13 protein-coding genes are annotated in these 13,812 nt (G+C 70.2%); 10 read left to right on the forward strand and 3 right to left on the reverse strand.

The window, feature by feature from the left end:
• Window positions 1-14 precede the first annotated feature (14 nt).
• The 4 genes from FB561_RS35715 to FB561_RS35730 all read left to right on the forward strand — a co-directional run bounded on the left by FB561_RS35715 (window position 15) and on the right by FB561_RS35730 (window position 6,223).
• Complete coding sequence (locus tag FB561_RS35715; RefSeq protein ID WP_145814500.1) at window positions 15-1,892, forward strand: fumarate reductase/succinate dehydrogenase flavoprotein subunit; 1,878 nt, start codon at window positions 15-17, stop codon at window positions 1,890-1,892.
• A complete protein-coding gene (locus FB561_RS35720; RefSeq protein WP_145814501.1) occupies window positions 1,889-2,638 on the forward strand; it encodes a succinate dehydrogenase/fumarate reductase iron-sulfur subunit in 750 nt (249 codons plus the stop codon). Before FB561_RS35715 ends, FB561_RS35720 begins: the two co-directional genes overlap by 4 nt.
• 138 nt (window positions 2,639-2,776) lie before the next feature.
• The gene (locus FB561_RS35725; protein ID WP_145814502.1) at window positions 2,777-4,777 is read left to right on the forward strand and encodes an ABC1 kinase family protein; all 2,001 of its coding nucleotides are present in this window, start codon (window positions 2,777-2,779) and stop codon (window positions 4,775-4,777) included.
• A 48-nt stretch (window positions 4,778-4,825) separates the two neighbouring features.
• Window positions 4,826-6,223, forward strand: a complete 1,398-nt coding sequence (locus FB561_RS35730; RefSeq protein WP_145814503.1) for an MFS transporter — start codon at window positions 4,826-4,828, stop codon at window positions 6,221-6,223.
• 9 nt (window positions 6,224-6,232) lie between these two features.
• On the opposite strand, the gene FB561_RS35735 is transcribed toward FB561_RS35730, so the two are convergent.
• A complete protein-coding gene (locus tag FB561_RS35735) occupies window positions 6,233-6,517 on the reverse strand; it encodes an antibiotic biosynthesis monooxygenase (RefSeq protein ID WP_145814504.1) in 285 nt (94 codons plus the stop codon).
• 132 nt (window positions 6,518-6,649) lie between these two features.
• Between FB561_RS35735 and FB561_RS35740 the strand changes: the two genes are divergently transcribed.
• The 6 genes from FB561_RS35740 to FB561_RS35765 all read left to right on the forward strand — a co-directional run bounded on the left by FB561_RS35740 (window position 6,650) and on the right by FB561_RS35765 (window position 11,900).
• Complete coding sequence (locus tag FB561_RS35740; RefSeq protein WP_145814505.1) at window positions 6,650-7,210, forward strand: TetR/AcrR family transcriptional regulator; 561 nt, start codon at window positions 6,650-6,652, stop codon at window positions 7,208-7,210.
• 1 nt (window position 7,211) lies between these two features.
• On the forward strand, window positions 7,212-8,816 hold the full coding sequence (locus FB561_RS35745) for a carboxylesterase/lipase family protein (RefSeq protein WP_145814506.1): 1,605 nt from the start codon (window positions 7,212-7,214) through the stop codon (window positions 8,814-8,816).
• Between the two features lie 21 nt (window positions 8,817-8,837).
• Window positions 8,838-9,125 (forward strand): 4a-hydroxytetrahydrobiopterin dehydratase, encoded by a 288-nt coding sequence (locus FB561_RS35750; protein WP_145814507.1) that lies wholly within the window; start codon window positions 8,838-8,840, stop codon window positions 9,123-9,125.
• Window positions 9,126-9,227: 102 nt separating this feature from the next.
• A complete protein-coding gene (locus FB561_RS35755; RefSeq protein WP_145814508.1) occupies window positions 9,228-10,277 on the forward strand; it encodes a WD40/YVTN/BNR-like repeat-containing protein in 1,050 nt (349 codons plus the stop codon).
• A 59-nt stretch (window positions 10,278-10,336) separates the two neighbouring features.
• Window positions 10,337-11,161: an acyltransferase domain-containing protein gene (locus tag FB561_RS35760; protein WP_145814509.1), complete on the forward strand. Its 825-nt coding sequence runs from the start codon at window positions 10,337-10,339 to the stop codon at window positions 11,159-11,161.
• A 43-nt stretch (window positions 11,162-11,204) separates the two neighbouring features.
• A complete protein-coding gene (locus FB561_RS35765; protein WP_145814510.1) occupies window positions 11,205-11,900 on the forward strand; it encodes an SDR family oxidoreductase in 696 nt (231 codons plus the stop codon).
• Here FB561_RS35765 and FB561_RS35770 read toward each other — a convergent pair.
• Window positions 11,897-12,964: a polysaccharide deacetylase family protein gene (locus FB561_RS35770; RefSeq protein WP_145814511.1), complete on the reverse strand. Its 1,068-nt coding sequence runs from the start codon at window positions 12,962-12,964 to the stop codon at window positions 11,897-11,899. The genes FB561_RS35765 and FB561_RS35770 overlap by 4 nt on opposite strands.
• A gap of 174 nt (window positions 12,965-13,138) precedes the next feature.
• Window positions 13,139-13,768: a DedA family protein gene (locus FB561_RS35775; protein ID WP_238335321.1), complete on the reverse strand. Its 630-nt coding sequence runs from the start codon at window positions 13,766-13,768 to the stop codon at window positions 13,139-13,141.
• Between the last annotated feature and the right edge of the window lie 44 nt (window positions 13,769-13,812).

The raw sequence follows: 13,812 nt of genomic DNA on the forward strand, positions 1-13,812 counted from the left end.
GACTTCTGACTTCCATGACTGAGCTGGAACGACACACCTACGACGTCGTCGTGATCGGGGCCGGTGGCGCCGGTCTGCGCGCGGCGATCGAGGCCCGCGAGCAGGGCAAGCGCACCGCGATCGTGTGCAAGTCGCTGTTCGGCAAGGCCCACACCGTGATGGCCGAGGGCGGTTGCGCCGCGGCGATGGGCAACGCGAACTCGAACGACAACTGGCAGGTCCACTACCGCGACACGATGCGTGGCGGCAAGTTCCTGAACAACTGGCGGATGGCCGAGCTGCACGCCCAGGAGGCCCCGGACCGGGTCTGGGAACTGGAGACGTACGGCGCGCTGTTCGACCGGACCGAGGACGGCCGGATCAGCCAGCGCAACTTCGGCGGTCACACCTACCCGCGGCTCGCGCACGTCGGCGACCGGACCGGGCTGGAGCTGATCCGCACCCTGCAGCAGAAGATCGTCTCGCTGCAGCAGGAGGACTTCCAGGCCACCGGCGACTACGAGGCCAACCTCAAGGTGTACGCCGAGTGCACGGTGACCGAGCTGCTCAAGGACGGCGACGCGATCTCCGGGGCGTTCGGCTACTGGCGCGAGTCGGGCCGGTTCATCCTGTTCGACGCGCCCGCGGTCGTGCTGGCCACCGGCGGCGTCGGCAAGTCCTTCAAGGTCACCTCGAACTCCTGGGAGTACACCGGTGACGGGCACGCGCTGGCGATGCGGGCCGGCGCGACGCTGATCAACATGGAGTTCATCCAGTTCCACCCGACCGGGATGGTCTGGCCGCCGTCGGTGAAGGGCATCCTGGTCACCGAGTCGGTCCGCGGTGACGGTGGCGTGCTGAAGAACTCCGAGGGTAAGCGGTTCATGTTCGACTACGTGCCGGACGTGTTCCGGGCGCAGTACGCGGATACCGAGGAGGAGGCGGACCGCTGGTACAAGGACGCCGACAACAACCGGCGTCCACCGGAACTGCTGCCGCGGGACGAGGTCGCGCGGGCGATCAACTCCGAGGTGAAGGCCGGCCGCGGTACGCCGCACGGCGGGGTGTTCCTGGACGTGTCGACCCGGTTGCCCGCCGAGGAGATCACCCGGCGGCTGCCGTCGATGCACCACCAGTTCAAGGAGCTGGCCGACGTCGACATCACCGCGGAGCCGATGGAGGTCGGCCCGACCTGTCACTACGTGATGGGCGGCGTCGAGGTCGACCCGGACACCGCGTCCTCGGTCGTGCCGGGACTGTTCGCGGCCGGTGAGGTGGCCGGCGGGATGCACGGGTCGAACCGGCTCGGCGGCAACTCGCTGTCCGACCTGCTGGTGTTCGGCCGCCGGGCCGGGATGGGGGCGGCGTCGTACGTCGACCAGCTCGGTGCGGACCGGCCGAAGATCGACGAGGCCGACATCGACGCGGCCGCGGCCGAGGCGCTGGCCCCGTTCGAGCTGGAGGGCGGGGAGAACCCGTACACCATCCACCAGGAGCTCCAGCAGTCGATGAACGACCTGGTCGGCATCATCCGCAAGGCCGAGGAGATGGAGCAGGCGCTGGCGCGGCTGGCCGAGTTCCGCGGCCGGATCGCGAAGATGACGGTCGAGGGGCACCGGCAGTTCAACCCGGGCTGGCACCTGGCGCTGGACCTGCGCAACATGCTCACCGTGTCCGAGTGTGTCGCGAAGGCGGCGCTGCAGCGCGAGGAGTCCCGCGGCGGTCACACCCGCGACGACTTCCCGGGCATGAACGCGGACTGGCGCAAGCTGCTGCTGGTCTGCGGGCTGAACGCCGACGGCAGCGTCAGCGTGGTCAAGAAGGACCAGGTGCCGATGCGCGAGGACCTGCTGGAACTGTTCGAGCTGGACGAGCTGAAGAAGTACCTGACCGAGGAGGAGCTGCCCGCATGACGTACAAGGGAAAGTTCCGGGTCTGGCGGGGTGACGCCGAGGGCGGCGGCCTGCAGGACTACGAGGTCGAGGTGAACGAGGGTGAGGTCGTCCTCGACGTCATCCACCGGCTGCAGGCCACCCAGACGCCGGATCTCGCGGTCCGGTGGAACTGCAAGGCCGGCAAGTGCGGATCGTGCAGCGCCGAGATCAACGGCATGCCGAAGCTGATGTGCATGTGCCGGATGAACACGTTCGAGGAGGACGAGGTCGTCACGGTCACGCCGATGCGGACGTTCCCGGTGCTGCGGGACCTGGTCACCGACGTGTCGTACAACTACCAGAAGGCGCGGGAGGTGCCGGCCTTCACCCCGCCGGCCGACCTGAAGCCCGGTGAGTACCGGATGCAGCAGGTCGACGTGGAGCGGTCGCAGGAGTTCCGCAAGTGCATCGAGTGCTTCCTGTGCCAGGACACCTGCCACGTGATCCGGGACCACGAAGAGAACAAGGAGAGCTTCTCCGGTCCCCGGTTCCTGATGCGGATCGCCGAGCTGGACATGCACCCGCTCGACGCCGCCGACCGGCAGAAGGCGGCCCAGGAGCAGCACGGGCTGGGTTTCTGCAACATCACCAAGTGCTGCACCGAGGTGTGCCCCGAGCACATCAAGATCACCGACAACGCGCTGATCCCGATGAAGGAGCGCGTCGCCGACCGCAAGTACGACCCGATCGTCTGGCTCGGCAACAAGATCCGCCGCCGCGCCTGACCCCCGGATCCTGACGAGGGCCGCGTCCAGCTCAGCCGAGCCGGTCGCGGCCCTCTTCGCTGCGCTCACTCCACCGGGGGACGCGTGTCCCCTGACCGGGTGACGGTCGCCGGGCGGTTCCGCGCTTAGGGTTCCGGCATGGACGTCGTGGTGGTCGGGGTGCTCAACGTCGCCGTGTTCATGGCGATCTTCGTACCGGTGTCGCAGCGGCTGCTCGGCGTCCGGTTCGGGCTGGCCCGGTTGTTCCTCGGCGCCGGGCTCACGCTGGCCGTGTTCAGCCCGCTGATGAACGCGCTGACCGGGCCGCCGCCGTGGACGGGGTCGAACGGGACCGCGCTGGCGTTCCTGGCCCTGACCGCGCTCTGCTCGATGCTGGCCGGGCTGGTCTTCCTGGTCCTGTCCGAGGCGCTGCTGCCGACCGGTTCGTTGCCCAGGGCCCGCGATCTGCGGCGTGACCTGGGCGGCCGGATCGCGCGCACCCGGCGGTACCTGCAGATCCTCCGGATCGCGGTCCGGCACGGGCTCGGTCCGTACCTGCGCGGCCGCCGCCGGCCCGGGCGGGAGAATGCGGCCGGGCAGGCGGACCTGGCCAGGTCGTTGCGGCTCGCGCTGGACGAGGCCGGGGTCACCTTCGTCAAGCTCGGCCAGGTGCTCTCGACCCGCAGCGACGTGATCCCCGCGGCGGTCGCGGCCGAGCTGACCCGGTTGCAGGACCAGGTGACGCCCGCGCCCTGGCCGGAGGTCGAGGCCGTGCTGACCGAGGAACTGGGCGCCCCGCCGCAGAAGCTGTTCGCCGACTTCGGGACCGAACCACTGGCCGCCGCGTCGGTCGCCCAGGTGTACACCGCGCGACTCCTCGACGACGGTCTGCCGGACGGTCGCGGCGCCGAGGTGGTCGTCAAGGTGCAGCGGCCCGGCGTCGCGGCGGTGGTGGACCGGGATCTCGACATCGTCCGCCGGCTGGCCAAACTGCTGGAGCGGAACACCGACTGGGGCCGGTCGATGGGCGTCCGGGCGCTGGCCGACGGGTTCGCCGACGCGATGCGGGAGGAGCTCGACTTCACCATCGAGGCCGGCAACATGACCAGCGTCGCGGCCGGCCGTGCCGTTGCCAACAGCAATGACGTGGTCGTCCCGGCGTTGTGCCCACAGCTGTCGACGGCCCGGGTCCTGACCATGCAGCGGCTCGACGGGGTACCCCTCGGCTCGGCGGCCGGCGTCATCGCCGAACGCGGGCTGGACCCGGCCCGGCTGGCCCGCATCCTGTTCGACTGTCTGCTCGGCCAGGTCGCGCTGGACGGGGTGTTCCATGCGGACCCACATCCCGGCAACTTCCTGCTGCTGACCGACGGCCGGATCGGGATGCTGGACCTGGGTTCGGTCGGCCGGCTCGACCCGGCCACCCGGGACGCGCTGCAACGGTTCCTGCTCGCCGTCGACCACGGTGACCCGGTCGCCGCGACCGACGCGCTGCTGGAGATCGTTGACCGCCCGGACGTGATCGACGAGCACGGGCTGGAGCGCGCCGTCGGCCAGTTCATGACCCGGCATCTCGGCGCCGGTGCCGCGCTCGGTCCGGCGATGTTCACCGACCTGTTCCGGATCATCACGGCGCACGAGCTCGGGGTACCGCCGGAGGTGGCCGCGGTGTTCCGGGCGCTGGCGACCGTGGAGGGGACGATCTCGCGGATCTCGCCCAGCTTCGACCTGGTCGAGGCGTCCCGGCAGTTCGCGGCCGCCCAGGTGACCGAACGGCTCACCCCGGACACGTTGCGGCGGACCGCGACCGAGGAGCTGACCTCCCTGCTGCCGATGCTGCGCCGGCTGCCACGCCGGATCGACCGGATCGCGGCGGCGGCGGAGTCCGGCCGGCTCGGGCTGAACGTCCGGCTGTTCGCGGACGAGCGGGATCGCCGGCACGTCACCACGCTGTTGCACCAGACTCTGCTCGCGATCCTCGGGGCGACCGCGGGCCTGATGGCGGTGCTGCTGCTCGGCACACCCGGCGGTCCGCGGATCAACGACACGATGAGCCTCTACCAGCTGTTCGGCTACAACCTGCTGGTCATCTGCGTGGTCCTGGTCCTGCGCGTCCTGGTCCTGGTGTTCCGCCTGCCGGAGACCCGGTCCCGGCCGTGAAACGACGGACTTGACTTGAAGTGAAGTTGAGCTTCGAGGATGTCCGGCATGTCCTCGAACGATGTCCGCGCCGAGCCGCGCCTCCGGCTGTTCAGTGGTGACCGGTTGCCGTTGGTGCTGGGCGTGGTCGGCCTGGTCACGCTCGGCGCCTTCGAGAACCGCGCCGTCGGTACCGCGTTGCCGACGATGGTGCGCGAGTTCGACGCGCTCGGCAGCTTCGGTACGGCGAACGCGGCCCCGAACGCGAGCTACCTGGTCTCCCTCGCGATCGCCGGGTTGTGGGCCGACCGGCGCGGACCCGTTCCCGCGTTGCGCGTCGGCGCGATCACCTTCGCGCTCGCGCAGTTGCTGGTCGGCGGTGCGCAGGCGATGCCGATGGTCATCGCGGGCCGGCTCCTCAGCGGACTCGCCGAGGGGTTGCTCGACGTCGCGTTGATGGTGCTGGTCGCCCGGACGCTCCCGCCGGTCCTGCGGCCGCGGATGTTCTCGTTGTTCGCGGCGATGTGGATCCTGCCTTCGGTGGTCGGGCCCGTGCTCACCGGGGTCGTCACCGAGCAGTTCGGCTGGCGCTGGGTGTTCCTCGGCGCCCTTGTCCTGCTGGTACCGAGCTGGTTCCTGCTGCGGCCGGCGATGCGGCTGGCCGGTCGAACCCCAGCTCCGGAGCCGAGTCCGAAGGAAACCGCGGAACTCGCCACTGCCCGGGCCGCCTTGCCGTGGGCGCTCGCGGCGTCGGTGGCGCTGTTCGTGATGACGTGGTCGGGCGATCAGCTCGAGGCGCACCCGGTGCCGGCCGGGATCGCGATTCCGGTCAGCCTGGCCCTGCTCGCGGTGGCCGCGGTCCGGGTGATGCCGCGCGGGACGTTCGTCGCCCGGCGCGGCTTCCCCGCGGTCGTCGCGGTCCGCGGTCTCGGTGGTGCGGCCTTCGCCGGCGCCGGGGCGTACCTGCCGTTGTTGCTGACGTTGCTGCACGACTTCAGCCCTTCGCGAGCCGGCATCACGCTCTCCATCACCGGGGTCAGCTGGGCGCTCGGTTCCTGGCTCCAGGGCCGCGAGCACCAGCTGTCCCGGGTGACCGTCCTGCGGATCGGCCTCGCCCTGATGGCCGCCGGGCTGACCGTGACGTCGCTGCTGGCGTGGGCCGACGCGCTCACCTGGCTCGGCCTGATCGGCTGGACCGTGGCCGGGGTCGGGATGGGCCTCAGCTCGTCCAGCCTGTCGGTGCTCACCCTCGATCTGTCCGACGCCGGCAACTCCGGCCGGAACAGCAGCGCCGCCCAGATGGCCGGCACGATGAGCATCGCCACCGCGCTGTCGGTCAGCGGCACCCTGCTCGCGCTGAACGCGGACGACCCGCGGCCGTGGGTCTTCGGCGCGATCATCGCCACCTCGGCCGGCCTCGCCCTGGCCGGTTTGCTCACCTCGGCCCGGATCACCACCACCCGCTGACACCGACCCTCAGGCCAGCGTGCCCTCCTCGCTGGACACCAGCGCATCGATCGTGTCGAAGAACGCCTTGATGTCCGGGCGGTTCGGCCCCTTCGCCCGGGACGCGGCGAAGTCCTCGGCCGACCGCCAGTGCACGATGTCGAGCCACTCGTCACCCGGCAGGCGGACCAGCGTCGCCTGCAGGAAGCCGGCCCGGTCGGCCTCGAATCCGGCCACCATCCCCGGCCTGGTCCGCAGCAACTCCTCCACCCGCTCCGGCGCCACCTTGAACCGGGTCAGTTCCACCGTCGTCATCTCGCTCCTGAGGCTCGTGGGCGCAGCGCCCGTTTCCCGCTGCAACCCACCCACCGCCAGGTGCATTCCGGGGCTCCGCTGGGCAGATTTGCTTGGATGAGCTAAGTTTTGCTCGTGCAAGCAAAACGGTCGATGACGGAACAGGTGCGGCGGACCCAGATCGTGGCCGCCGCGATCGAGGTGATCGCGCGGGACGGCGGTGCGCAGGCGTCGTTCAAGGCGATCGCCGAGGAGGCCGGCTTGAGCAGTACCGGGCTGATCTCGTACCACTTCGCGAACCGGCAGGAGCTGATCGACGAGGTCGGCCGGGAGATCCTCGGCCGGTTCACCGAGTTCGTGCTGGCCCGGACCGAGGGGATCGAGGAGCCGGTCGCCGTACTGCACGGCTTCGTCGAGGCGAACGTCGAGTTCCTCCGCACCCATCGCAGCCACGCCACCACCTTGCTCCGGATCCGCCAGGAGCTTGCCCCGATCGAGCTGGCCCGGTCGGACCAGGCCCAGCTGGCCGAGGTGCTCCGGCTCGGCCAGCAGTCCGGCGCGCTGCGGGACTTCGACCCGGCTCTGGTCGCGGTGTTCGTGCTGTCGATCCGCGACGGCATCATCCGCCAGCTCGCCGTCGATCCCGAGCTGGACCTGGCCGCCGCCGGCCGGGAGTTCGCCACCCTCGTAGACCTCGCCACCAGGAAGGCCTGAGATGCTTCGCGGACCCCTGCTCCCGTTGGCCCTCTGCGTCACCTTGCTTGCCTCGTGCAACGAAAACACCGGCACCCCGGAGAGCACACCGGCACCGGTCGGGCCGGTGGTCCGCACCGACACCGGCGACGTCCGCGGTACCGTCCACGCCGACCGCCGCGTCTTCCAGGGCGTCCCGTACGCCGCACCGCCGGTCGGCCCGCAACGCTGGCAGTCCCCCGCCCCGGTGAAGCCGTGGACCGGCGAGCGGGCCGCGACCGAACCGGGCAGCCCGTGCCCGCAGAACAAGAACGCGATCGCCGACCTCGCCAGTACGAACGAGGACTGCCTGGTCCTCAACGTCACCACCCCCAGGTCCGCCACGCCGGAGCAGCGCAAACCGGTGATGGTGTGGATCCACGGCGACGGCGCGATCGGGTCGGGTGACCAGTTCGACCCGGCCCGGCTCGCGGTGGACGGGGATGTCGTCGTGGTGACCTTCAACTTCCGGCTCGGCGTCTTCGGCGGCTTCGGGCTGCCCGGCCTGGCGGGATCCGGCACGTTCGGTCTCCAGGACCAGCGGGCGGCGCTGGAGTGGGTCCAGCGGAACGCGGCCGCGTTCGGCGGCGATCCTGGCAACGTGACGTTGTTCGGCGTCTCGTACGGGGCGACGTCGACGAGCGCGCATCTGCTGGCGAAGAAGTCGCACGGCCTGTTCCACAAGGTGATCATGCAGAGCGGCTTCACCGTGATGGACATGCCCGCCGGGGTGACGTACCCGGGGATCCCGGCGCTGCCCTGGTACGGCTGGACGACCACGAAGGACGCGCAGACGCAGGGTCAGCTGGTCGCGAGCCAGCTCGGCTGCAAGGATCCGGCGAACACGGCGGACTGTCTGCGCAAGGTCCCGGTGGCCAAGCTGCTCGCGGTGCCGCAGGTGATGAACATCTTCCAGCCGATGGCCCTGGACAACGACGACCTGCCGCCGAATCCCGAGCAGGCGCTGGACCGCGGTGAGTTCGCCGAGGTGCCGGTCCTGGCCGGGAGCACCCGGGACGAGCACACGACGTTCGTGGCCTTCTTCCGCGAGCTGGCCGGCCGTCCGGTGACCAAGGCGAACTACCCCGAACTGCTCCGCACCGCCTTCGGGGCGAACGCGGCGAAGATCGCGGCCGAGTACCCGCTGACCGGCTACCCGACGCCCGCGCTGGCCTGGTCGGCGGTCGTCACCGACCGGCTCTGGGCCCGCGCCCAGCTCCGGCAGAACCAGTTGCTCTCGGCAAAGAACCCGCTGTGGTTCTACGAGTTCGCGGACCGCGACGCCCCGCTGGACATCCCGTTCCCGCCCGGCTTCGACCCCGGCGCCTGGCACGCGGGCGACGTCGGGTACCTGTTCCGGACCGCCGAGGAGGCCGGCAAGATGACCAACGACCAGGTCGCGCTGTCCGACGCGATGATCCGGTACTGGACCACGTTCGCCCACCACGGCGACCCGAACACCGAAGGCCTGCCGGCCTGGCCCAGGTTCGCGCAGCCGGCCGACGTCCAGTCCCTGGCCCCGAACGCGATCAAGCCGGTCGACTACGAAGCCGAACACAAACTCACCTTCTGGCGCGGCCTGCCGTAGTTGTGCCACTAGAGTGGGCGCATGGCTGAACTGCTGACGGACGACCAGATCGACCAGGCGATCCGCGACCACCTGCCGCTGTGGAAGGTCGAGGACGGTGCGCTGGCCCGCAGCGTGGAGAAGCCGACCTTCCTGGACGGGATCCGGCTGGTCGCCACGGTGGCGCAGCTGGCCGAGTCGATGAACCACCACCCGGACATCGACATCCGCTACACCACCATCACGTTCCGGATCCGCAGCCACGAGGCCGGCGGCATCACCGACGACGATCTCGTCCTGGCCCGCCACATCGACACCGCCGCCGGCTGACCCGGCGTGGGCTGACGCCGGCCTGACCGTTTCCCGTCATGTCGTGGGTCTGCCACGGTGAGTGCTGGCCTGGTGCCGAACCGGCCGCTTACAAAGAGGTTCATGCACACACTGCCCGCGTTGCTCCTGGCCGGCTCGCTCAGCTTCGGTACTCCGGTCACTCCTGGCTGGTTCTGGACGGTGCCGCACTGCGACACCGTGTACGGAGACGGCGGGGTGACCGTGACGGCGGACGACGGGGCCCAGCTCGCGCCGACCAAGGGCACGCTGCGGCCGGTCACGTACACCAAGGTCGCCACGTTGCCGGAGCCGAACGTGCTGATCGCGATCGGCCGGCAGTCGATCCAGCGCTCCGCGGACGCCGGTTGCAGCTGGCAACAGATCGACAAATCACCGGACGACCTGGCCACGTACGACGTGACCGCGGGACCCGGCGACACGGCGTACGTGCACAGCGTCAACGACCAGCCGATCCACCGGGTCAAGGGCAGCACGGTGAGTACGGTGGCCGGACCGATCGAGGGCAACGGGGTCGTCGCCCTGTACTCCGCGCCGGGGTCCCTGCGGGTGGTGGGCGGTGACGGGCAACTGTACGACTCGGCCGACGACGGAGTCAGCTGGCGCCGGGCCGGGCTCGCGCCGGGCCGGGACCTGTTCGCGTACGACGCCGTCATCGATCCGCGCGATCCGGACCACGCGGTCGTCGGGGTGATGTCGGACGGGGTCTACTCGACGTTCGACGGCGGCCGGACCTGGACGCACGCGGCCGCGGTCGAGCGGACGAACGCGTTCAGCCTCGCGATCTCCCCCGCCGATCCGTCGAAGGTGTGGCTGGAGGCGTACGACCGGGACGCGGCCGACCGGTTCATCTGGCAGTCCGACGACGGTGGCCGCAAGTTCCGGATCGTGCTCGACTCGACCCGGGCCACGCTCTACAACGGCAACCGGATGTGGCCCAGCCCGGTCGACGCCGACCTGCTGTACTTCGCGTACGGCACCTCGTTCGCGAACTACGGCTCCGACCTGTACCGGTTCCGCCCGTCCACCGGCGAGCTGAGCAAGCAGCACAACACCTTCGACGGCATCCCCGGACTCGCCTTCAACCCGGCCGACCCGAGCCTGTTGTACCTGGGCCTGGCCGAGGAACGCTGAGCGGGAACCGGAGTACCGCCGAAGCTCTGCGGCCGGTAAGGATCTGACATGCTGGGCCGGTGACGACTGCTGACGAGTACCGCCTGCTGGGCTTCACCGACGCCGATCGGGAGGCCGCCGAGAAGCTGGCCGTGGATCCGGTGGCGACCGCGGACTTCGCGGCCCAGCTGCGCAAGGTGATGGGTACGTTCCCCGCCGAGGGTGAGCTGACCGCGCCGGACGACCCGCTGGTGTCGGTGGCCGCGTTCCTGCAGACGCTGCCCGACATCCGGCGGTACCACGCGGAACGCGGGATCAGCGACGAGATCAGCTGGGCCACGCTGGCCGACCTCGGCCGGCAGCTGAACGTGAACCGCCGGACCCACGGCGACTTCGGGCTGGAGACGCACTGGTGGATGACGATCCACTGGGTCGGCGCGATCTTCGCGCTCGGCCGGCTCCAGTTCCTGCTCCACCAGGTGCCGGACGCACACCCGGTCCCGGGCGTCGCGTCGGGCGAGTGGGTGGTCGGCGTGCACATCCCGGAGAGCGGGCCGCTCACTCCGGAGGCGGTGGAGGACAGCTTCGCGCAGGCGCGGGAGTTCTTCCCCAAGCACTTCCCCGAGTACCCGGTGAAGACGGCGACCCTCGGCTCGTGGCTGCTCGACCCGTACCTGCTGGACAACCTCCCGCAGGAGTCCAACATGGTCCGCTTCGGCCGCCGCTTCACGCCGTACGGCGAACCACGCGACTCCCAGGACAGCGCGATCTTCTTCACCTTCCGCAGCCACGACCTCGGCAAGCTGGACGAGTTCCCGCAGGACACCGCCCTGCAGCGGCTGATCGTCCGCCGGATCAGGGACGGCGGCACCTGGCAGACCGCGTTCGGTTACACCACGCTCTAATCCCTTGACCTAGAGCCAACTCTAGAACCTAGAGTCCCCGGACATGCGTGTCACTTTGATCACCGGGGGCTCCAGCGGCATCGGCGCCGCCGCGGCCCGTCAACTGCTCGACCTCGGCCATCAGGTCACCGTCACCGGCCGGAACCCGGACCGGCTGGCCGCCTTCGCCGACAGCCTCGGCAGCCCGGACCAGGTGCTCCCGCTGGTCAGCGACGCCTCGGACCCGGCCGCGGTCGAGGCAGCGGTCGCCGAGACGCTGGAGCGATTCGGCCGGCTCGACAACGCCGTGGCCAACGCGGGGTTCGCCACCCATGACCTGCTCGACGACGGCGACCCCGAGGGCTGGCGGTCGATGATCCTCACTAACGTGCTCGGCCCGGCGGCCCTGATCCGGTACGCCCTGCCCGCCCTCCGCGAGAGCCGGGGCCGGATCGTCCTGGTCGGCAGCCTGGCCGGTCACGTCCACACCGCGGGCAACATCTACGGCGCGACCAAGTTCGCGGTGACCGGGCTGGCCGAGAACACCCGGCTGCTCGTCACCAAGGACGGGATCGGGGTCACACTGGTCTCCCCCGGCGCCGTCGAGACCCACTTCTCCGATCCGGTCGGCGGTCTGGAGCCGGGCCGGGAACGGATCACGGCGGACCAGTTCGCGGCCGCGATCGTGTGGGCGGTCGAGCAACCCGAGGGCGTGGACATCAACACCCTGGTCGTCCGGCCGATCGGCTCACCGCGTTAGCTCTTCGGGACGCCGTTCTTCTGCAGCCAGCTGACCAGCTCGGAGTTGCTCACGCAGCGGACGTCGGGCTGGGTGCAGGTCTCCTTGACGAAGGCCTGCATCGCGTCGGAGTACACGCTGTTGTTCCAGCGGTTGAAGTGGTTGCCGAGGAAGAGCGGCGGGTTCCCGGCCGCGCGGGAGCCGGCCAGCGCCGACCGGTACGTCGCGAGCACCTGCGCCTTGAGCTTCGGCGCCTGCGCGGCCGGGGCCTCGCGCGCCTTGTTCTGCGCGTACCAGAGGTTGTAGTCCATCGTCAGCGTGGTCCTGCCGGTCCCGGCGAGCTTGACCGACTGGAGCGGGAAGTTCCACAGCCCGTCCTCCTTCTTCGGCCAGGCGATGTACCCGGGCTCGGAGGCGTCGTACTGCATCCCGCGCTCCCGCATCACCTGCCGGTACGCGGTCCGGTTGCCCTCGAGGCACGGCGTCCGCATCCCTTCGACCGTGCTCGGGTCGAACGGCGCGGCCAGCGGTTTCCCGGCGGCCAGGGTGGGACCGCTCGTCACCATGCGGTCGAACGCAGCCAGCTCGCTCTTCCACTGCACCGCCGTCCAGCTGTTGATGCCCTTGGTCCCGCAGAAGTGCCCGTTCGCGTGGGTCCCGATCTCGTGGCCCTCGGCGATCGCCTGCCGCAGCACGGCGGCCCGGCGCAGCACCTTGTCCGGATCACCCCAACCGATGTCGGACGCGCCGGGCTTGAGCCGCGGTGGCCGGTAGTCGGTCTTGTACTTCTCCGGGTACAGGTACGGCCCGGAGAGGAAGAACGTCATCCGCGCATTGGTCTGCTGGGCGATCGTCCGCCAACGCGACCACAGCACCAGATCGCCGGCGCCGTCGAACGACACCACCACGAACAAGGGCGGCTTGCCGTTCGGAAGGCGAGCCGGGAACGTCCGACCGACCGGTGCCGCGGCCGGCGGTTTGGTCCCCGGGGTCAGCGTGTTCGACGGGTCCGGTTCGCTCGGTGACGGCGTCGTCGGCTGCTGGGTCGCGGACGGTGATCCGCTGGTCCTGGGCGGTGGACTCACGCCCGGACTCCCGGCCCCCTCAGGCGGTACATCGGCACATCCGGCCACCAGTACCGACGCCAGCACCGTCACACTCAGCAATCTCTTGGTCCCCACCACGTACCTACTGACGCATGGGTCCCGGTTCCGGTTGGGGTCTGACACGCCCTCGCCGGAGAAGCGGCCGGCCGATCGTTACCCGGCCGTGACCTTCGAGGCCTTCCGTTTGAGCGTGATCCGCCGGGTCGTCTCGATCACCAAGCCGATCGAGAACGCCAGCCCGAGGCTGAACCCGAGTGCCTTCAGCGAGTCGTGCGCGAACGCGTCACCACCCAGATACCCGAGCAGCGCGACGTAGGTGTACGCCACCGTGACCCCGGCCGCGGTGAAGATCACGAACTTCCGGAACGAGTACGCCGTGGCGCCCGCGGTCAGCGTGGCCACCATCCGCGCGCCCGGGATGTACCGGACCGTCATCAGGACCAGGCCGCCGCGGGAGTGCAGGGCATGCGAGACCTTCTCGTACATCGCCTGCCGCGCCTCCCGCCGGCGCAGCCAGCGGCGCAACGCGGGACCGGAGCCGCGTCCCATGAAGTAGCAGACGCACTCGCCGATCACCGAGCCGAGCATCGCCAGCACGATGACGAGGAGCAGGTTCTGGTGACCCGCGGCCGCGGCCATCCCGGCGGTGACCACCAGGCCCTCGCTCGGGATCACCGGGAAGACGGCGTCGATGGCCGCCGCCAGGAACAGCACGAGCAGCAGCCAGTGCGAGGCCATCGCCAGGCTGAGCAGTTCGCGGGCAGCGTCCAACAATTCGGTCACCCCAGGAAGCATGCCACCCACTGTCAAGCCGTCCGGACCGGAAC

The organism is Kribbella amoyensis (assembly GCF_007828865.1).
GTDB classification, from domain to species: Bacteria; Actinomycetota; Actinomycetes; order Propionibacteriales; family Kribbellaceae; genus Kribbella; species Kribbella amoyensis.